General features: G+C 70.5%; 18 protein-coding genes. 7 read left to right on the top strand and 11 right to left on the bottom strand.

The window, feature by feature from the left end; translation table 11 throughout:
- Positions 1-2 precede the first annotated feature (2 nt).
- From ACFU9P_RS25995 to ACFU9P_RS25980, 4 genes are all read right to left on the bottom strand, one after another.
- On the bottom strand, positions 3-800 hold the full coding sequence (locus ACFU9P_RS25995; RefSeq protein WP_384085062.1) for a hypothetical protein: 798 nt from the start codon (positions 798-800) through the stop codon (positions 3-5).
- Positions 751-1,401, bottom strand: coding sequence for a site-specific integrase (locus tag ACFU9P_RS25990; protein ID WP_384085421.1), 651 nt, complete (start codon positions 1,399-1,401; stop codon positions 751-753). Before ACFU9P_RS25990 ends, ACFU9P_RS25995 begins: the two co-directional genes overlap by 50 nt.
- Positions 1,402-1,614: 213 nt before the next feature.
- A complete protein-coding gene (locus tag ACFU9P_RS25985) occupies positions 1,615-1,836 on the bottom strand; it encodes a hypothetical protein (RefSeq protein WP_384085059.1) in 222 nt (73 codons plus the stop codon).
- A gap of 61 nt (positions 1,837-1,897) precedes the next feature.
- On the bottom strand, positions 1,898-2,578 hold the full coding sequence (locus tag ACFU9P_RS25980; protein WP_384085056.1) for an IclR family transcriptional regulator: 681 nt from the start codon (positions 2,576-2,578) through the stop codon (positions 1,898-1,900).
- Positions 2,579-2,651: 73 nt separating this feature from the next.
- Here ACFU9P_RS25980 and ACFU9P_RS25975 point away from each other — a divergent pair, with 73 nt between their 5' ends.
- Entirely contained in the window at positions 2,652-3,296 is a 645-nt protein-coding gene (locus tag ACFU9P_RS25975) for a nitroreductase family protein (protein WP_384085053.1), read from the top strand.
- 374 nt (positions 3,297-3,670) lie between these two features.
- Here ACFU9P_RS25975 and murQ read toward each other — a convergent pair whose 3' ends face one another.
- Positions 3,671-4,672, bottom strand: coding sequence for an N-acetylmuramic acid 6-phosphate etherase (gene murQ, locus ACFU9P_RS25970; protein ID WP_384085050.1), 1,002 nt, complete (start codon positions 4,670-4,672; stop codon positions 3,671-3,673).
- A 70-nt stretch (positions 4,673-4,742) separates the two neighbouring features.
- Positions 4,743-5,666 (bottom strand): MurR/RpiR family transcriptional regulator, encoded by a 924-nt coding sequence (locus ACFU9P_RS25965; RefSeq protein WP_376381569.1) that lies wholly within the window; start codon positions 5,664-5,666, stop codon positions 4,743-4,745.
- 126 nt (positions 5,667-5,792) lie between these two features.
- On the opposite strand from ACFU9P_RS25965, the gene ACFU9P_RS25960 reads away from it, so the two are divergent.
- From ACFU9P_RS25960 to ACFU9P_RS25945, 4 genes are all read left to right on the top strand, one after another.
- A complete protein-coding gene (locus ACFU9P_RS25960; protein WP_384085418.1) occupies positions 5,793-6,206 on the top strand; it encodes a hypothetical protein in 414 nt (137 codons plus the stop codon).
- The gene (locus tag ACFU9P_RS25955) at positions 6,203-6,478 is read left to right on the top strand and encodes a DUF4031 domain-containing protein (protein ID WP_384085046.1); all 276 of its coding nucleotides are present in this window, start codon (positions 6,203-6,205) and stop codon (positions 6,476-6,478) included. Before ACFU9P_RS25960 ends, ACFU9P_RS25955 begins: the two co-directional genes overlap by 4 nt.
- Positions 6,479-6,691: 213 nt before the next feature.
- On the top strand, positions 6,692-7,435 hold the full coding sequence (locus tag ACFU9P_RS25950; RefSeq protein WP_384085043.1) for a DUF4328 domain-containing protein: 744 nt from the start codon (positions 6,692-6,694) through the stop codon (positions 7,433-7,435).
- Between the two features lie 115 nt (positions 7,436-7,550).
- A complete protein-coding gene (locus tag ACFU9P_RS25945; protein WP_376381564.1) occupies positions 7,551-8,033 on the top strand; it encodes a hypothetical protein in 483 nt (160 codons plus the stop codon).
- 119 nt (positions 8,034-8,152) lie between these two features.
- Here the strand turns inward: ACFU9P_RS25945 and ACFU9P_RS25940 are convergent, their stop codons facing one another.
- The 5 genes from ACFU9P_RS25940 to ACFU9P_RS25920 form a co-directional block, all read right to left on the bottom strand.
- Positions 8,153-13,105: a caspase family protein gene (locus ACFU9P_RS25940; protein ID WP_384085039.1), complete on the bottom strand. Its 4,953-nt coding sequence runs from the start codon at positions 13,103-13,105 to the stop codon at positions 8,153-8,155.
- A gap of 13 nt (positions 13,106-13,118) precedes the next feature.
- Positions 13,119-13,499 (bottom strand): hypothetical protein, encoded by a 381-nt coding sequence (locus ACFU9P_RS25935; protein WP_384085036.1) that lies wholly within the window; start codon positions 13,497-13,499, stop codon positions 13,119-13,121.
- A 56-nt stretch (positions 13,500-13,555) separates the two neighbouring features.
- Positions 13,556-14,743, bottom strand: coding sequence for a Cmx/CmrA family chloramphenicol efflux MFS transporter (locus tag ACFU9P_RS25930; protein ID WP_384085033.1), 1,188 nt, complete (start codon positions 14,741-14,743; stop codon positions 13,556-13,558).
- Positions 14,744-14,928: 185 nt separating this feature from the next.
- Positions 14,929-15,642 (bottom strand): HD domain-containing protein, encoded by a 714-nt coding sequence (locus tag ACFU9P_RS25925; RefSeq protein ID WP_384085030.1) that lies wholly within the window; start codon positions 15,640-15,642, stop codon positions 14,929-14,931.
- An 83-nt stretch (positions 15,643-15,725) separates the two neighbouring features.
- The gene (locus tag ACFU9P_RS25920; RefSeq protein WP_384085027.1) at positions 15,726-18,077 is read right to left on the bottom strand and encodes a heavy metal translocating P-type ATPase; all 2,352 of its coding nucleotides are present in this window, start codon (positions 18,075-18,077) and stop codon (positions 15,726-15,728) included.
- Positions 18,078-18,375: 298 nt separating this feature from the next.
- On the opposite strand from ACFU9P_RS25920, the gene ACFU9P_RS25915 reads away from it, so the two are divergent.
- Entirely contained in the window at positions 18,376-19,089 is a 714-nt protein-coding gene (locus ACFU9P_RS25915) for a copper homeostasis protein CutC (RefSeq protein WP_376381553.1), read from the top strand.
- Between the two features lie 141 nt (positions 19,090-19,230).
- A complete protein-coding gene (locus ACFU9P_RS25910; protein ID WP_384085024.1) occupies positions 19,231-19,959 on the top strand; it encodes an SDR family oxidoreductase in 729 nt (242 codons plus the stop codon).
- The last annotated feature ends 1 nt before the right edge of the window (position 19,960 follow it).

Below are 19,960 nucleotides of genomic sequence, written 5' to 3'. Positions count from 1 at the left end.
GGTCAACTGATCCGGTGCGATGACAGCGGGGTGTTTTTCCGCGGCCCAGCGTGCGGCGATGAGGATGACGGAGAACGTTGAGCGGATGGTCTCCCGGGCTCATGCGTGGAGAACTTCCGCCAGCGCAGGGCCCAGTCGGCCCATTCCGGCGGGACAGTGGAGAGCATGTCGGAACGGGGGCCGGCCTTGCCCTCGTTGCTGTGGAGCGGGGCGGGGATGATGCCTTTCCCCGCGAGCACCCGGGAGAGCTTGATCAGACCGCGGCGTCGGCTGTGCAGTCCGTCCGCCTTGTCATAATCGGCGACCAGTTGGCGCACCAGGGTGTCGGTGAGGTCTTCCAGGCGAGGGCTTCCGGCGCTGAGGAGGGCGTCGAGGACCGCGTTGCCGACCTGCCACTCCAGCAGGTGCGGGGAGGTCTGCCAGGAGCTCAGCGTCTGTTCGACCTCGCGCAGTGCGGGCTCGGTGGCTCCGGGGCCGAAGATCAGGTCCGCCAGCCTGTGCAACTGGTTGATTCCGGCAGTGTGGTGCAGGCGGTGATGCCCGCCGAGGAGGTGCCCGAGGGCCGCGATGTGCAGACGGGCCGCGCCGGCCGTGCGGGAGACCTCCGCCCAGGTGGCTTCGTCCCATGACTGGTAGGAGCGGCCGTGGGCGCGGACTGCGTCGAGGACTCGGTTGCGTGCGGCGCGGCCCGTTTTGCGGGGCCAATCCCGTACGGCCTCGTCGACCGGGCGCATCAGGTCGAGCAGGGCATCACGTGTCGTCGCCCCGTTGGGGGCCCGGCCGGTGTCGGCTTGGTTCATGGCTCCTCCAGCAGTGAGGCGAGAGTCGTTCGCGGTCGGCGTGGATGGTGGTGTTCGCACGGTGGAAACGGGCGGCCAGTTCACGGCCGGACAGCTGGATGCAACGCATGGTGGTCGCCAGATCGCGGTGGCCGACATACTGGGCGATCTGGTCGATGGTCCAGTCGGCCCGGGCCAGGTCGGTGAGCCGCAGATGCCGGAAGGTGTGGGTGGACAGCCGGGCGGCCTCGGCGCGTCGGGCGATGCGTTCGACGGTCTTCGACCAGCTTGAAGCCCCCGGAGGGGCACCGCAGTTGCGGTTCGACGTTGACCGGAACAGCGGCCCGTCGATGCGGCCGAACAGCGTGCGGCGTTCGCGGAGATAGGCCACGAACAGCTGGGACGTGGTGCCGAAGGCCACCTCCCGGGCCCTTTGGGATTTGGTGGTCTCCGCCCGCAGATGGATCAGACGGTGCGCGGGCTCGAAGTCCCCGACGTCGAGGTGGACGAGTTCTTCGCGGCCCAGAGCACCGTCGTAGGCGAGCGTGACCATCAGCCGGTTGCGCAGTGATTCGGCGGTGCAGGCGGCCAGGATCCGTTGCCAGACATCCTCGTTGGGGATCCAGGGAGCTTGCTCGATATGCCGTACCAGGCCCTGGCGGGGTCTGCGGCCGGCACGGCCTGCCTGTCCTCGGCGGACTGGGTTCTGTTCGCGCAGGCCGTCTTCGACCAGGTACTCGTAGAAGGACCGGACCGCGACCAGGCGCTGTTGGACGGTTGCGTTCGCCAGACCCGTCTCGGCCCGGTGCGGAGCCTTCGGCGTCCGACGCGATGGTCAGTCCAGCATGTTCCTGATCCAGGCAGCGACGGTGTCCGCGCGGGCCAGTAGCGGGTCCGTGCCTGCCGAGGCACAGAACCGCAGGTGGTCCTCGACCGCACGTCCGTACGCGTCGACTGTGTTGGGTGCTCGCCCGATGTTGGCCATGAACTCCAGCCACCGGCGGGCCAGTTGGTGCTCCGCGACAGTGGGGAACTTGCCCCACGGGATCGGGGCCATGACCGCAGGCCAGCGACCTCGTGCACAGTTGGCCGTGGCACGTCGAGGGCGGTCGGTGCGGCTATCGCGGTGGGTTGGCGAGTCCTCGGCCGATGGTGCGGGCCGCCTCGCGGAGGGCGCTGTCGACGCGGTCGTACGGCGTGCTGGTGGGCAGGGTGACGAAGACCGCCGCCACGGCCCGGTTGTTCCGCAACACCGGTGCAGCGAAGGAGAGTTCGCCCAGTACGTACTCTTCGTGGGCGGTGGCCATGCCGGTCTCCCTGATGCGGATCAGCTGGGAGCCGAGGGTGCCCGGGGCGGTCACCGTGTGGCGGGTGTGGCGCCGTACCTCCGCCGACGGGCCGTGGCCGTGGGCGAGGAGGATCTTGCCGGCCGATGTGGCGTGCAGTGGCAGGCGTTTGCCGCTGACCAGGCACAGCGCCGTGCCGTCGGAGGGGACGGCGATGTCCGCGTGGCCGCCGGTGCGGGATGTGAGCGTGCGGAGGGCGGGGAGCGAGAGGTCGAGCAGGCCGCGCGGGCAGGGGGCCGCGGCGCCGAGGGCGCGGATGCGGGTGCCCAGGCGGTAGGAGCCGTCGGCCGCCCGCTCCAGCCCGCCCCACGCGACCAGCTCCCGCACCATCCGCAGCGCCGTGGGCACCGGCAGTCCGGTCCGTCGGGCGATCTCCGTCAGACGCAGCGTGGCCGGCGCGCCCACGAACGCGTCCAGCACCGAGAAGACCCGCCCGGCAACGCTCTCGGCCATTTCGCACCTCGCGTTTTCATCCAGTGAAAGCCCGGCGTTGTCGCCGCACGGCACGCCCCGCGAAGGTCAACGCATGACTCTCGACCTCTCTTCCGACGAACTCCTCTCCACCACCCGGGCGGTCCGTCACCGCCTCGACCTCACCCGGCCCGTGCCTCGCCAACTGCTTGAGGAATGCGTGGATTTGGCGGTCCAGGCACCGACCGGCCGCAACCGTCAGCGCTGGCACTTCGTGATCGTGACCGACCCCGAGCGGCGGGCCGCGCTGGCCGAGGTGTGGCGCGACGGCGTGCGCACGCCGGGCGTCTCCGACCCCGTCCCCGAACGGGACGTGCGCCGAGCCGACGTGGCGCACATGGAGCGGGTGTACTCCGGCGCCGCCCATCTCTACCAGCATATCCACGAGGTCCCGGCGATCGTCGTGCCCTGTGTGGAGGGCCGCACCGACAACGCGCCCATCCTGAAGCAGGCCGGCACTTGGGGCTCCATCCTCCCCGCCGTCTGGAGCTTCATGCTCGCCGCCCGCGCCCGCGGCCTCGGCAGCTGCTGGACCACCGGCAACCTCGTCCACGAGAAGGAGTCGGCCCGCGTCCTCGGCATCCCCTACGACGACGTCATGCAGGCGGCGTTCATCCCGGTGGCGTTCACCCTCGGCACCGACTTCCGCCCGGCCCGCCGCATCCCGAGGGAGAAGGTGCTGCACTGGGACACCTGGTGAACAGGGCAGGCACATACGTGTTCCGCCGGTCCCGGACGCCTTGATGGACTCGGGATCGTCGGCGAAGAGGCGACCGGCCCCTGACCGGTAACCGAACACCTGCCAGCCCGGGCAAGGGTGTTGTGGGCGATCGCCTTACGGGCCAGTTGTCGTGATGGCCGGCGGGCGAAAAAGTGCCATCCGGGCTGCATTCATCCCGTCTCCCCTCGCGTTCCCCATTCCCCTCACAGCCGGGAGTCCCCCACATGCCAGGCCCGCGCCGGGACTCACTGTGACTTCCGACATAGCCAACAGGCCCTAGATCCATCCGATTCCACATAAGTTGACGATGACGCCGCCTCCGTTCCGCTTCATATGGGCGATCTCGTGCTTCATCAGCGGGCTGCCTCCTGCGCCGCCGCCTTCAGTGCCGCGCGGAGGTGCCCCTGTGAGTCGGCCAGCAGCGCGGCGGCGGTGGGGCCGTCGACCGAGCCCAGGATGGTGAGGATGGCGTTCTTGACCTCGCCGTCGGTGGCCGTGAGAGCGCTCTCAATGCGGTCGTCGGGGGCGCCGGTGGCGAGCGAGACGATACGGCGGGAGCGCGCCCGCAGCTTGTCGTTGGAGGCGCGGACGTCGACCATCAGGTTTCCGTATGTCTTGCCCAGCTTGATCATGGTGATCGTCGAGATCATGTTGAGGACGAGCTTCTGTGCCGTACCGGCCTTGAGGCGGGTGGAACCCGTGATCAGTTCGGGGCCGACGACGATCTCGATGCCGTGCTCGGCCGCCGCGGCGAGCGCGCTGCCCTCGTTGCAGGACAGACCGATGGTGAGCGCTCCCAGGGAGCGGGCGTGCTCGACCGCGCCGACCGCGTACGGGGTGCGGCCCGAGGCGGAGATCCCGACGACTGTGTCGGCCGCGGTGAGCTTCAGGGCGGTGAGGTCGGCGGCGGCCAGCTCCTTGGAGTCCTCGGCGCCCTCGACGGAGGTGACCATGGCGCCCGGGCCGCCCGCGATCAGCCCGACCACGTCCTCCGGGTCGGTGTTGAAGGTGGGCGGGCACTCGCTGGCGTCGAGGACGCCGAGGCGTCCTGCCGTACCGGCGCCCGCGTAGATCAGCCGGCCGCCGCGGGCCGCGCGCTCGGCGGTGGCGTCGATGGCGGCGGCGATACGGGGGAGCTGGGCGGCGACGGCGGCGGGCACGGTGGTGTCCTCGCCGTTCATGATGCGGGCGATGTCGAGGGTGGGGAGCTGGTCGATCTCCGCCAGTTCGGGGCGGAAGGCCTCGGTGGTGAGGGTGTCGAGCTGGGCGCGGAGTTCCTCGTACCCCTCGCGCCCCTCGCTGTGCCGATCGGCGCCGCGCTGCGCGCCGTTGTGCTCGCCGTGCTGGGAGGTCATGGAGAAGCGGCTCTTTCTGCTGGGGGTACCGGTGCGGGTGCGGGTGCCGGAGGCCGGCCGGGGCGGCGGGTCAGCGGGTGGCGCTGCGGGGGCTGTGCCGGTGCGCGAGGGCCTCGTACGACGCGGAGAGCGCGGGCGCCGCCGTCTCGTACGTACGTTGCGCGACCCCGATGAACAGGCAGTCGACGACGAGGAGTTGGCTCGTACGGCTCGACATCGCGGCCGGGCGCAGCTCGCTCTCGCGGGCGGTGGAGGTCGTCAGCACATGGTCGGCGTACTGCGAGACCGGGCCGTCCGGGCGGCCGGTGATCGCGACCGTCGTCGCGCCCCGGTCGAAGGCGACCCTGAGCGGCTCGATGACATCGCCGGTGGAGCCGGAGTGGGTGATCGCGATCGCGACATCGCCGGCCCGGAGCTGGACGGCGTTGGTGACGGCGAGGTGCGGGTCGGAGTGGGCGTGCGCGATCAGGCCGATACGGAGCAGCTTCTGCGCCAGGTCCATGCCGACGAGGGCGGAGGCGCCGACGCCGTAGATGTCGATCCGGCGGGCGGCGGCGGCAGCGGCGACGACCGCGCCGAGCTGGACGGTGTCGAGTGCGGCGGCGGTGTCGGCGAGGGTCTGCTGCTCGTCGTAGGCGAGCTTGGCGACCACATCGGCGATCGGGTCGTCCACGGCTATGTCGGCGGTGACGGCGGGCGCACGTCCTGACTGCTGCTGCGCGGCGAGGCCGGCGAGGGCGAGGCGCAGATCGCGGTAGCCGGGGTAGCCGAGGAGCCGGGCCGTGCGGACGACGGTGGCCTCGCTCGTACCGGTCAGCTCGGCGAGCCCGGTGACCGTGAGCGCCGCGCAGCCGGCCGGGTCGCCGGCGACGGCCTCGGCGACGAGCTGCATGGAGCGGGTCATGGTGGGCGCGAGGGTGCGTACCTTGGCGGCGAGTGCCGCGGGGGCGGGCGGCGGATCGCCGCTGAAAATTTCCTTCACGTCTTGGGTCACCTCTGAAAGATATTTTCGGCCCGCGCCGGTCGTCAACCCCCGGTCATCCCTGACAATGGCGGAATGAGCGACCGTATCGACGATCCCGACCCCGATCCTGGCCTTGGACCTGACCCGGACCTTGAGGTGGATGAAGTGGATCCGCTGGAGCGCGCGCTGCATTCGGCGCGGGCGCTGGTCCTGGCCGATCTGGCGGCGGGCGGGGTGGCGCGCGCCGACGTCGTGTCGCTGGTGGAGGAGTCGGTCTCGCACCGGCGCTGGTGGGTGGAGCAGTGGCCCGAGGGCGCGGCGTTCGTGGCGGGGCTGGTCGCCCAGGATGTGCAGGACGCGCTGCTGGAACGGTACGGACGGTGGCCGCTCTGCCCGGTCTGTACGGAGACCGGGGGCGTGGAGACCGAGCCGCACGCGCTCGATGTAGAGCCCGAACTGGGGCCCGATCCGCACTGGGTCTGCTCGGAGGCGGGCGTGGTGGTCGCGGCGGTGGGCGCGCTGAGGGCGGGGACGGGGACGGGGACGGGAACGGGGGCGGGCGGCTCGTGACGGTCTATATAGACCCGCCGACCTGGCCGGGGCACGGGCGGCTGTGGTCGCACCTGGTCAGCGATGTCTCGTTCGACGAACTGCACGCCTTCGCGGCGGCGGCCGGCTGCCCGCGCCGGGCCTTCGAGCGCGACCACTACGACGTGCCGGGGGAGCGGTACGGGGATCTGGTGCGTGGGGGCGCGGTGGAGGTCGGCTCGAAGGAACTGGTACGGAGGCTCACGGAAGCGGGCCTGAGAAGGCCGAAGGGACGACCGGCCCCAGCGGCCTAGGCAGCGGGCCGAGCGCCATGCGTCCGGGGCCGGCTCGGGTCCGGGCCCGGCGGCATGGCCTGGACCCGAGGCTTACTGATCGTTTCGGGTCGACGCACCGGCTCACCTGCGGAATTGTCATGGACGGGACTCTGATGTCCGGCGTATCGTGACTCGGCCGCGGGTTCCTTCGCAGGCCGTTCCGTTTCTCGCCTGTGGGGGGCTCTCATCGTCATGTCCGCATCCACTGATCCGCGTCCGCGTCCGCCGCTGCCCGGAGAACCGACTGCGGCGTCGCACGGACTTCTGGCCGTGGCCGTCGCGGGGCTCGCTCTCGCGGCCCTCAGCGATCTGTTCAGCCTGTTCACCGAAGTCCGGCTCCGGTCGGTGATCGACGGAGACGGCGGCTTCGCCACGGCCCCGCAGCAGGAACTGGATGCCGCCGCCTCGCTGTACGACACGGCCGCGTGGTACCAGGCCGTCGTGTACCTGCCCTGCGCGATCGTCTTCATCGTCTGGTTCTTCCAAATGCGCCGCAAAACCGGGCCGCTGGCGCCGGACCGGTTCCGCAGGGGACCGGGGTGGGCCATCGGAGCCTGGCTGATTCCGCTGGCGAATTTCTGGATGCCGTACCGCATCGCCTTCGACATGTGGGGCGCCGCCACTTCGCTGCCGGCCGACGGCGAGCGGTACCGGGCGCGGGTCTGGCCGGTGAACCTGTGGTGGGGGCTGTTCGTCTCCAGCATGCTGCTCAACTCGTACGCCGGGAGGAATGACGCGGCCGCCAAGACGCTGACCGAGATCGAGGAGGGGGTGGTGCTGTACATGGCCGCCGACGTGCTGCACATTCTCGCCGCCGCTGCCGCCGTACACTTCGCCGTCCAACTGACCTCCATGCAGCGGCTCAAGGCGGTCGAGGGGCCGTTCCGTACGGCGGCCGCAAAGGATGAGTCGGCCGCGAAGAACGAGTTGGTTTAAGAACACGGTCGCTGGGCAGGCAGAGTCGTTTCGGCGATGAAAACGCTGGGCCGTACGGGTGAGTTCGTGGCCGGTGGGCTGTTCGGGGCACACGCGGGCTGCCTACAACCGGGTTGTGATCAAAAACCTCGTGCGGCGCGGCCTTCCCGCGCTCGCCCTCGCAGCCCTGCCCGTTCTGGCCGCCGTTCCCGCCGCTGACGCGGTGGAGAGCGGCCGTGCGGTCCGTACCGTCGAGAGCACGCAGCTCCAGGAGACGCTGCGGAGCGACTCCAAGTTCTACGCGCCCGCCACCCTCGGCAAGAACCAGGCGTGGACCTCCGGCAACGGACGCGCCATCCTGCGCGTCCAGAGCGACGGCAACGTCGTCCTCTACAAGGACAACCGTCCCGTCTGGCAGGCCCCGAACGTCTACCCCAACGCCGACCGCCTCGTCATGCAGAGCGACGGCAACCTCGTTGTGTACAACAAGGCCGGCAAGGCGCTCTGGGCCGCCGGGACGTGGCAGAAGGGCCGGTACCTGGCGGTCCAGGACGACGGCAATGTCGTCGTCTACAACAACGCGAACAAGCCTGTCTGGGCGACCAACACCGGCGACTGACCGGCACGCCCGGCACTGGCACTTCCGCATCGGCAGGCCCGGTCCGGCTGTGGGGCTTCAGCCCCGTACTGCCGGCCGGGCCGTCTGCCGTCCGCTGTCCAAGAGGCGGCGCGTGGCGCTCAGTCCGCGGGCTGAGCGCCATCCTCTTCGGTCCCGGCCGCTTCCGTGCCGGGAGCCTCGGCCTCGGCCGCCTTCTCCTCGGGCTCGTCCGCCACGAACCACTCCTCCGCCTCGTGCCGCAGCCCCAGCTCCGTCGCCTTGAGGGCAACGGTACGGAAGGGCAGCCGCTGGTGCATGGCGACCGAGGCCAGGGTGGGGAGGGAGATCTCGGTGCCTGCCATCTCAGAAAGCTCGGACAGGCGGATTTCCCGTGCGCCCGCCAGCACGGCCCCCAACAGGTCTTGCGCATTCCGGTCCCGCCGCACCGCCTCCGACTCGGGCTCGACCTCGTACCCGAAAAGGCTGAGCCATTCTGCCACTTCCGTCGGGCTCAGTCCGACATGGTCTGCCACCGCGTACGACTGCACCGCCGTGACCTTCCTCGGCGTGTCAAACCGCAGCACGTCGCTGTCCGACTGTTGGAAACGGTCTAGCAGTTCGGTGTCCTGCGGACAGTCGTAGCCCAGTGACCGCAGCTTTGCCGCCGCCTCCGTCATCGACAGATTCGAGTAGTAGGCCCGCTCGGCGATGTCCTGGACCCAGAGGGGTTCCTCCTCATCCGGCCAGGCGTCGTGCGAGACGGTCACATACCGTTCGCACAAGAAGTTGAGGTCCTGCTTGTTCGGCAGCGGCCGGCCTAGGGGGAGTTCGGGGACCTCGAAGCCGAGCGCGCTCAGTTTCTCCGCGACGCCTTCTACAGTCCTGCCGGTGCGGTACGCGACTCCCGCGAGATGGGGCACCGGCACCGTGCGGTCCACGGTGAGGGCGATGTCGTTGTAGCTGATGATGTCCCAGTCGTCGTCGGGTAGCGGGGTGTGCTCGCGCGACGCGCACTCCTCGGACAGGGAGAAGCCCGTCCGCTTCAGCAGTTTGATCACCGCGTCGAGGGTGACACCGCAAAACCGCGCCACACTGATGAGCTGCGGGTGGTTTATCTCCTGCGCTTCTTCCGCAGACAGAGGATCGGCATGGAAGTCCCACAGAGTAAAGAGGATCACGCGCTCCTCCGAGGTCCAAGCCGTGATCTCCTCGTACGTCGGGGACTCCTCTGGCACGGTGAAGCCCAACTCCGTGAGCCGATCGGCCGCCTCACGCGGGGAGCATTCGGCCCTGGCCGCGCTGTAGCACACCTGGGCCAGCGACAACTCATCACCGGGTTGGATCCATCCGGGCTGCCCGAGCGGGCGGAGGAGGAGCAGGTCGCCCGGCTGGATCCGCTCGGCGCTCTCCGGCAGCGGGGCGACGGAATAACCCAGCGAGATCAGGCGTCCCGCGACCGCTCCCACATTGAGCCTTGTCGCTCGGACCAGCGGCAGGATCTCGTCGAGCGGCGTCGGCTCTCCGGGGTCGCGCCACTCGTGCAGGGCGTTGAGGCTGAGAATGCCTGAGTTCAGTACGAACTTGGAGGGGCGGGTACCGTACCTCAGCAGCCCGTTCACCCCCTCCAGCCAGGACTTGTACTCGCTGGCCCAATTGCTTGGCGAGCCGGTGTCGATGAGCAGGAGTGTGTCCGAGGGCCGGGCGCACGGCAGTTCGGAACTGGTCCACGCGGACGTGGTGAGGGGGGCACCGAGGTCCGCCCGGTAGAGCGTGAGCAGCCTCCAGCGCAGTACGGGAGCGGGGACGGTGCTCATGTACGAGGCGACATGGGTGTCAGGGCCCGCCGGATACCGGCCGGTGACCAGCGGCAGTAGTACTTGGTCCGGGCGGAAGAACCCCAGCTCCGCGAAAGTCCGTTCGGCATCCCCCATTGGCCATTGAACCTCGCTGGTCCGCGCCCGCTCGGCCACGGCGTCCGCGAAGCGCACCGACACGGTGCTGACCTTTTCGAGCCAGTCCGGCCGCAGCAGGGGGCGCGCGGTCGAGAAGAGGCTGGGCAGTGCCTCGTCCAGCAGCCGGTCCACATAGTTGCTGTCGAAGACGCGGATGGTCTTGCGGTCGACGCTCAGCTCGGGCTGGTGATCCCCGGCGAGGTTGACCACGGCGCCGTACGGCTCGTCCACGTTGTTGACCGTGGAAGCAAGCAGTCCATCGCTGAGTAGCCAGCCCGTACCGTCGACCCACCACACGTCCGGGTGGTCGGACGGATAGCTCGCGCCGCTGAGCGAAAACATCTCCTCGTCATCGAGCCAGGCCAGCTCAGGACCGCTGAGGGAGAGCTGCCCGGGCTCCCACTCGTGAGTACGCGAGCCGTGCTCGGCGGTCGTACGGTACGGGGCCAGCCAGAGCACTCTCTGAAGCGTGTCCACGCAGGAGATGCGCTCTCTGTGCTCGGTGAGGAGCAGCCGTACCGTCGTACCCGGCTCGGTGCCCGGACCCAGGTCCTCGATACGGAACAGATTGCCCGGGCCCGCGATCTTGACCTGGAGCCTGCGGCCCGGGCGGCCGTCGCGGCCCATGCGGCAGGTGGTGACCTCGATCTCGTCGGCCAGCATGAAGTAGCTGAGCACACCGATGCCGAAACGGCTGTTGGGGTGCAACTCGATGCGCGGTTCGCCGAGTTCGGCCCAGGCGGTCTGCTCCTCGATGTACTCGGGGAGGTCCACGAAGCGGGCGCCGCCCTGGGAGAAGACATTTCTCAGCTCGTTGATGCCCATGCCGATGCCGTTGTCGCGGCATTCGAGATACGGGCGCCCCTGGTCGTCCACGGACTGGACGAACTCGATCAGTCCTTCGAACCGCTCCTCCGGGCGCTGTCCGGACCGGCGCAGATATTCCGTACGGCGGTCGCGGTAGCGGACGGCGTCCAGGGCGTTCTGGTACAGCTCGCGGATTGCCAGCTCGCGTTCGCCGTACAGCTCCTCGCCCATGAGCAGCTCCTGCACCCGGTCCTCGGCGAGCTGGAAGCGGATGCCGTCGGAGAGGTGGGCGGGGGTGTTGCCGCTGAGGCGGACGCGGTCGGCGTCGGCGTACGGCGGGAGGGAGCGCAGCGGGGCGAGGGCGGGGGCCGGGGAGCGGTTGATGTCGCGGAGGAGGGCGTCGACGCGCTGGGCGTGCTCGCGGAGGGCGATCTGTACGGCGGGGTGCTCGCAGAGGGCCTTGAGGGAGCGGCCCAGGCCGGAGTTGGGCCAGTTCGAGCCGCGGATCGTCGTCAGCAGATCGGTGAGCTTGACGCTGTCGGAGATCCCGATGTGCTCGACGAGGATCTCGGGCAGGTCCAGCGGGTCGACGGCGAAGGCCTGCGCGGTCTTGGCGAGGGAGGCGACGAGGGGCTCGCGCAGCTCGTGCTCGTCCCTGGTCATGGCGGCGACGAGATCGTGGTCGGACTCGTCGTGGTCGCCGGGCCGGGGGGTACGGCGGGGTACGGCGAAGGGGGTCGCCCGCAGCTCCTGGAGGAAGCGCATGAAGCGCTCCCCGGACAGCACATCGGCGGCCCAGGCCGGGCATTCGGGGCCGCCGGGCGGCGGGCCGAGCAGGGTCTTGAGGGTCTGGGACGCGTACAGCTCGGGCTGGCGGATCAGCCAGCGGTGGAAGAGCCACCAGCGGATGCGCTCCACCGAACCGTCGGAGACGCCGCGCTGTTCGAGGGTACGGAGGCGGCGCTGGAGGCGCGGGAAGCCCTGGGCGAACTTGCCGAAGCGGTCGCGCTCGGGGGTGGTCTCCTCGGCCTCGGCTCCGGCTCCGGTCCCGGCTAAGGCTCCGGTCCCGGTCCTGGCTGCGGCTCCGGCTACAGCTGAGGCCCGGGCTCCGGAAGAGCCGCCGGCTGCGGGGCCTCTGGCGACCACGGCCGCGCGCTGTGCGGCCTCGTGCGTCCAGAAGGCCTGGCTGACCAGGGGCAGCAGGACCGCCAGCGCGGCTTCGCTGGGCGAGAGCTGGGTGCCTGGGGCCAGCTTGTCGGTGAGGAAGCCGAGACGGTCCTGCGCGCGCTTGGCCAGTTCGCTGTCGTGCCAGGGGTCGTCGCGGAGGGCCGCCGCGGCCTTCTCGTACCCGTCCGCGAGCCGCCCGGCGAGGGTGCCGCAGACCTCCTTGAGCGCTTCGCGGGCGCTGCCCGGGGCGGTGCGCTCCCAGACGGGATGGGTGGCGGTGCTCCGTACCCAGGGGTGCTCGGAGGAGTCGCGGGCCGGGCCCGGCAGTACGGTGAACTCGGGCCAGGGGATGTCCGTTTCGACCCTGATCCGCTGGACCGGGGGCTTCTTGCCGTACGCCGTGTGCAGTTCGGTCACCCGCTGCTGGACGGCTTCGGCGAACTCGCCGATGTGCAGGGTGTGCTGGACGCCGGCCACGATGTCGGAGACGGCGCGCGAGAAGAGGCTGAAGGAGTCGCCGGGCTGGGTGCCGATGTCGGTCCCATGAGCGTCTTCGCTCCGGACGACGGCCTCGGACTCGTCCACGTACAGCGCGTACTGGCCCTTGGAACAGGCGTACACGTAGGCGACCTTGCGGCGCAGGGCCGCCGCGATCTTGGGCTTTTCCCAGCCGGGCATCCGGGGCGGGGCGGCCTTGGCCTTGCGTGCGGCTCCTTCGCGGCAGGCGTCGATGAGGAAGACGACCTGGCCGGCGGGGGAGTCTTCGAGCTCCTTCTGCCAGCCGATCTCGATACAGCTCTCGGCGAAGGAGCCGCCCTCGTAGTAGGCGTCCTCGGGGATGAGATAGTCCCGGCCCTCGAAGTGCAGGCCATGGCCGCTGAGCAGGATGAACAGGGTGTCGCCGCGGCCGGCTTCGCGCAGGAAGCGCAGGACGTGGCGGTTGACGGCGTTCGGGGTGATGCCGCGCTGCGACTCGGCGATCTCTACGGGCTGGAAACCGCGTTCCGACAGCGCGGTGTTCATCCGCTGGAGATCGTCGCGGATGAAGGGGAGGGACCGGATCGCCGGTTCGTCGTACTCACTGGCGCCGATGAGCAGGGCCTTGTGGCGCGGGCGTGACGACGGTCCGGAGCGGGGCGAGGGTGATGACCGGGGCGACGGCGGCATGAGAGCGGAACCGCTACGACGGGCGCTTGAACGTCAGGGTCAGGCCGCGGGTGCCCTGGATCTGGCCGCTGCCGATGAGCTGGATACCGCCGCTCGCGGTGACCTGGAAGGAGAGCTGGGCCTCGGCGAGGGGGAGCGTACCGCCACGGTTCGCGACCTCCTCGAAGACCTTCTGGAGGGCGTCGACGGTGTCCGCGAGGTTCTTGCGGAGGGGGCCGAGGGGGACGGAGCGCAGGACGGTCTCGCCGTCGGAGCCGTGGCGGAAGAGGCCGCCCATGGCGTTGCCGTCGCCGCTGTCTTCGTCTTCGACCACGTCGACCCAGAAGGGGAGGGTCGGGCCCTCGGCCTGATCTGTGATGTGGTCCGCGATGCCGTCCGCCGTCTGCTCCGTCATACCGAAAACGCCCCCTGAAGCTGATGGAGACTCAACTCTAGTGCGGTGTAAGGCGTCTATCGACTGACGGGCGCGAACGAGGTGTCACGTGGGTATGACTTCGTACGGTGGTACCGCAGCGATACGAGCGTCAGCGCGATCGCCGCCACCGTCATCGCCGCGCCCGCCCAGGCCGTCGAGGCGAAGCCGAAGTCCGCGTCGATGACCGCGCCGCCGAGCCAGGGGCCGCCCGTATTGCCCAGGTTGAAGGCGGCGGTGGTGGTCGCGCCCGCGAGGGTGGGGGCGGCGGCGGAGAGATTGAAGATACGGGCGTTCAGCGCCGGGCCCGTGTAGAACGCCGAGACGCCGAGCAGGAAGGTCAGCGCGACCACGGCCACCGGGTTCGCGGCGGTGAGTGCCAGCAGTACGAGCAGGACCGCGGAGGCGGTGATGCCGCTGATCAGGACGCCGAAGAGGTGCGCGTCCGCGTACCGGCCGCCCAGCGCCGTACCCACCAGCGCGCCCACCCCGAACAGCATGAGGACGGTCGGCACCCAGCCGCTGTCCAGACCGGCCACATCCGTGAGCAGCGGTGCGAGATACGAGAAGGCACAGAAGACACCGCCCGCGGAGAGCGCGGTGGCGGCGATGGCCAGCCAGACCTGCCGGTCGCGGTAGATCGTCAACTCCCGCTTGAGACGCGGCCGTTCGGCGGGGCGCGGGATATGCGGGATCAGGGTCATGACACCGATCAGTGCGACCGCCGAGGCAGCGCCGACCGCCCAGAACGCCGAGCGCCAGCCGAGGTGTTCGCCGAGGAACGCGCCGCCCGGTACGCCGAGGACATTCGCGATCGAGAGGCCGCCGAGCATCACGGCCATGGCGCGGGCACGGGCGCCGGGCGCGACCATCGCGATGGCGACCGCCGCGCCGACGGCCCAGAATCCGGCGCAGGCCAGGGCGCTGACGACACGGGTCGCGAAGAGGATCTCGTACGTCGGGGCGAGCGCGCCGACGACCTGGCCGAGGCCGAAGACGGTGATCAGGGCGAGCAGGGTGGTACGGCGGGGGAGGCGCAGGGTGGTCACTGCGAGCAGCGGGGCGCCGACCACCATGCCGATCGCGAAGGCGGATATGAGGAGGCCGGCGGTGGGGATGGAGACGTTCATGTCGTCGGCGAGGGGCGGGAGGAGGCCGGAGAGCATGAACTCGCTGGTGCCGAGGGAGAAGACGGAGAGGCCGAGGATGTAGACGGCGAGGGGCATGCGGGGGCGGGGTATCCCGCCGTGTATGTCGGCTTCTGTGCCTGGGCTTGCGGAGGTATCGAGGAGGGCGGTGGTGTCGGGCGCGTCCGGCATGACAGGTGCCAACGCGGGAATTGGGCGTTACATTCCCGGCTCGCGTTCCTGGCTTCTCTCCTGGCTTTCTCCTGGTTTCCCGCCCGAGCCTCCTAGCCTTCCGCGCCTTCCGCGCCTTCCGCCCGGAGACCGGTCAGCTCCGCGGTGAGGTTGTGGCGGGCGCGCGCCTCCCATTCCCGTACCGCATAGGGGGTGCGGAACAGGCCCGGCAGAGCGAGCAGTTGCTCCAGTACGGCTGCCCGGCCCGCCCGGAAGTCGGCGTCGGGGACGAAGCCGTACTCCTCCCGTACCGCGGCCTGATACGCCTCGTACGCCTCCGGGCCCGAGGCGAGGATCGCGAGGTCGGCGTCGCAGAGGACGGCGCCATTGCGGTCGCCGGGGGCGGCGGCGTGGGTGGTGGTGAGGCGGACGAGCCGGGCGACCTCGCGCGTACGGTCGTCGCTCAGCCCGGCCTCGCTGAGAGCGCGTTCAGCGAGGCGGGCGGAGCGCTCCTCGTTCTCGGAGCGGTCGGGGCGGTAGACGGCGTCGTGGAACCAGGCGGCGAGGCGTACGAGATCGGGGTCCTCGGCGTACTCGGCGAGGGTGTCGATGTGGTCGAGGACGGCGAGCAGGTGGGCGGTGGTGTGGTAGCGGCGCTGGGGTTCGGCCCAGCGGGCGAGCAGGTCGTCGGCGTAGGGGTACGGGTCGGGGCGCGCGCCGCCTGCGCCTGCGTCCGCGTTACGGAGTGTGTCGAGGGCGGCGGCGAAGCGGTCGCGGAGGGCGGGGTCCGGGGCGTGGCTGGGGCTGTTCGGCTCAGGCGCGGGCATGGCACGACCTTAGGCGGGAGCCCCCGGCCGGGAAGCCGGGGGCCGCTTCGTACCGTCTCCGCATACGCCTCCGTACGGCGCGGTCAGAGCGCCTTGAACCCGCGCAGCCGCAGCGAGTTGCCGACCACGAACACCGACGAGAACGCCATGGCCGCCCCGGCGATCATCGGGTTGAGGAGTCCGGCGGCGGCGAGCGGGATCGCGGCGACGTTGTAGGCGAAGGCCCAGAAGAGGTTGACGCGGATCGTGGTGAGCGTGCGGCGTGCGAGGCGGATGGCGTCGGCGGTGGCGCGCAGATCGCCCCGTACGAGCGTGAGGTCGCCCGCTTCGATCGCGGCGTCGGTGCCGGTGCCCATGGCGAGACCGAGGTCGGCCTGGGCGAGCGCGGCGGCGTCGTTGACACCGTCGCCGACCATGGCGACGCTGCGGCCCTCGGCCTGGAGCTTCTTGATGACGTCGACCTTGTCCTGGGGCAGGACCTCGGCGATGACCTGGCCCGGGTCGATACCGACCTCGGCGGCGACGGAGGCGGCGACGGCCTTGTTGTCGCCGGTGAGGAGCACCGGGGTCAGACCGAGGTCGCGGAGCCGGCGGATCGCTTCGGCGCTGGTGTCCTTGACGGCGTCGGCGACTTCGAGGACGGCGCGTGCCTCGCCGTCCCAGGCGACGGCGATGGCGGTACGTCCTGCCGCCTCGGCCTCGGACTTCCGCTGCTCCAGGGCGGCGGGGAGACGGATCTCCCATTCGGCGAGGAGCTGGGTACGGCCGACGAGGACGGCGTGGCCTTCGACGACGCCCTGGACACCGAGGCCGGGGACGTTGGCGAAGTCCTCGGGCACTGGAAGAGCGCCATCAGTGCCGGTCGTGGCGGTTGTACCAGCCGCACCGGCTGTACCAGCACCGGCCATGGCGGCCAGGCGTTCAGCCGCCCCAGTCGCCACAGCCCGCGCGATGGGGTGTTCCGAGGCGTGTTCCAGCGCGCCTGCCAGCCGCAGCGCCTCGGTCTCGTCCGTACCGGCGGCGGTGTGCACGGCCAGCAGGGTCATCCTCCCGGTCGTCACGGTGCCCGTCTTGTCGAGGACGACCGTGTCCGCCCGGCGGGTGGATTCGAGCACCTCGGGCCCCTTGATCAGAATGCCGAGCTGCGCCCCGCGCCCGGTCCCGACCAGCAGGGCCGTCGGCGTGGCGAGGCCCAGCGCGCAGGGGCAGGCGATGATCAGCACGGCCACGGCGGCGGTGAAGGCCGCGGTCAGACCGGCGCCGTTGCCGAGCCAGAAGCCGAGCGTGCCCAGGGCGAGGGCGATGACGACGGGGACGAAGACGGCGGAGATCTTGTCGGCGAGGCGCTGGGCGGCGGCCTTGCCGTTCTGGGCCTCCTCGACCATCCGGGCCATCCGCGCGAGCTGGGTGTCCGCGCCGATACGGGTCGCCTCGACGACCAGCCGCCCGCCCGCGTTGAGGGTCGCCCCGGTCACCGCGTCCCCGGCGGACACCTCGACCGGTACGGATTCCCCCGTGAGCATCGAGGCGTCGACGGCGGAGGAGCCCTCGACGACCGTGCCGTCGGTGGCGATCTTCTCACCGGGCCGTACGACGAAACGGTCGCCGACCTGGAGCCTGGCGGTCGGCACGGTGGTCTCGCGCCCGTCGCGCAGGACGGTGACCTCCTTGGCGCCCAGTTCCAGCAGCGCGCGCAGGGCCGCGCCGGCCTTCCGCTTCGAGCGGGCCTCGAAGTAGCGGCCGGCCAGGATGAATGCGGTGACCCCGGCGGCGGCTTCCAGATAGATGTTCCCGGCGCCGTCGGAGCGGGCGATCGTCAGCTCGAAGGGATGCGTCATTCCTGGCATCCCCGCCGTACCGAAGAACAGCGCCCACAGCGACCAGCCGAACGCGGCGATGGTGCCGACCGAGATCAGCGTGTCCATGGTGGCCGCGCCATGGCGGGCGTTGGTGAGGGCCGCACGGTGGAAGGGGTAGCCGGCGTAGACGACGACCGGGGCGGCGAGGGTGAGGGAGAGCCACTGCCAGTACTGGAACTGGAGGGCGGGGATCATCGCCATCGCGATGACGGGTACGGAGAGGACGACGGCGGTGATCAGGCGCTGGCGCAGGGAGCGCAGCTCGGCGTCCTTGGCCTGGTCCTCGGCGCTCGGCCGGTCGTCGCGGGGCTCGCCGGGCGAGGGCTCCGGCCGTACGGGAGCGGGCTCCCGCGCGGTGTAACCGGTGGCCTCGACGGTCGCGATGAGGTCCTGTACGGCGACGTCAGCGCCGCGGTAGACGACCTTGGCCTTCTCGGTCGCGTAGTTGACGGTGGCCTCGACGCCGTCCATCCGGTTGAGCTTCTTCTCGATCCGGGCGGCGCAGGAGGCGCAGGTCATCCCGCCGATCACCAATTCGACTTCGGCGGGTGTGCCGGTGGTCTGGGCGAGGCTCATGGCTGATGGCTCCTCGGTGTCGGCCCGTACATCTTCATCGTACCCCCTGGGGGTATCTCTTCCCTTCAGGTATACCTCGGGCGGGCGATGAGTTCAACATACCCCTTGGGGGTATTTCTATTCGTGTGCCGCGATTCTTGTGGGGCCCACGGTACGGGTGCGCCGGTGCGCCGGGGTTTGGCTCCCCTTAGGCTGGACATTGGACTAGACCTGTAGCTGTCCGTGTTTCTGCGTTCCCGCCCGTCCGGGCGCTGCCCTGCCCGTCCCCCGAAGTCCACCCCCCTATGAATGAGGTCCCATGAGCAAGCGTGCAGTCCTGGAGGTGATCGCCCTCGACGCGGCGGACGCGGTCGCCGCGCGGCGCGGAGGCGCGGACCGCCTCGAACTCGTCACCGACATGGCGGCGGACGGGCTGACCCCGCCCCGCGAGACCTTCGCGGAGATCCGCGCGGCGGTCGACATCCCGCTGCGGGTGATGCTGCGGCTGGCCGACGGGTTCACGGTGGCCGAGCCCGGCGCGCCCGGCGACGCGGACGCGCTGGTGGAGGCGGCGCGCGGGCTGCGGGCGGAGGGAGCGGACGAGTTCGTCCTCGGCTTTCTCGACGATGCCGGGATGCCCGATCTGGTGACGGTGGAACGGCTGCTCGCGGAGCTGGACGGCTGCCGCTGGACCTTCCACCGGGCGATCGACCGCGCGGCCGACCGCGACGCGCTGCGCAAGCAGCTCGCGGATCTGCCGGGGCTCGACACGTACCTCACCGCCGGTTCGGCCACGGGCGTGGACGACGGCCTGCCGACCCTCCTCGCGGAAGCCCGCGCGGCGGGCCGCGGCGAACCGGGCTACGGCCCCCACATGCTGGTCGGCGGCGGACTCCGCCTCGACCATGTGGAGGTCCTGGTCGACGCCGGCGTCGACGGCTTCCACATCGGCGGCGCGGCCAGGCCGGGCGGCTGGGAGGCGCCGGTTTCATCGGAGGCGGTACGGGAGTGGCGGCTGAGGCTGGACGGCTGATCGGGGCGGTTCGGGGCGGGCTTCGCCGTCCGCCTGATCGGCACTCGGCAGGGAGCTTCCCGCGCTCGCGCAGGGGATATGTGTCATATTCGGGCACATATCCCACGGAAGTCCCGCTCAACTCCCAGCGAAAGGCGCGTCATGAAGTTCGCGGTCATCGGCGGTACGGGGCTGATCGGGTCGCAGGTCGTCAGGAAGCTGAACGCCGCCGGTCATGAGGCGGTGCCGCACGGGCATTCCACCGGGATCGACGTCATCAGCGGCCGGGGACTGGACGCGGCGGTGGAAGGGGTGGACGTCATCGTCAATCTGACGAACTCCCCGACCTTCGACGAGGCCTCCCCGGCCTTCTTCCGGACCTCGATGGACAACCTGCTGGCCGCGGGCCGGAAGAGCGGCGTCGGTCACTTCGTGATCCTCTCGATCGTCGGTGTGGACCAGGTGCCGGAGCTGGACTACTACCGCGCCAAGGCGCTCCAGGAGGACATCCTGGCGGCCGGGCCGATCCCTTACTCGATCGTCCGCGCCACACAGTTCATGGAGTTCATCGACGCGGTCCTGTCCTGGACCGCCGACGGCGACACCGTCCGGCTGCCCGCCACGCCGATCCAGCCGATCGCCGCCGCGGACGTGGCCGACGCGGTGGCGGACGTCGCCGCGGGCAGCCCGCTGAGGGGTATTCGCAATATCGCGGGCCCCGAGATCTTCTCCCTGGACGAGCTGGGCCGGATCACCCTGGCCCACAGGGGCGACAGCCGTACGGTCGTCACCGACCCCGCCGCCGGCATGTTCGCCGCCGTCAAGGGCGACGTCCTCACCGACAAGGACGCCCGCCTCGCCCCCACCCGTTACGCCGACTGGCTCTCCTGAA

The sequence above is a fragment of the Streptomyces sp. NPDC057617 genome (assembly GCF_042800555.1).
In the GTDB taxonomy this organism is placed as follows: Bacteria; Actinomycetota; Actinomycetes; order Streptomycetales; family Streptomycetaceae; genus Streptomyces.
Note: the sequence above shows the minus strand (reverse complement) of the source record. Positions and strands in the feature narration are given on the sequence as shown.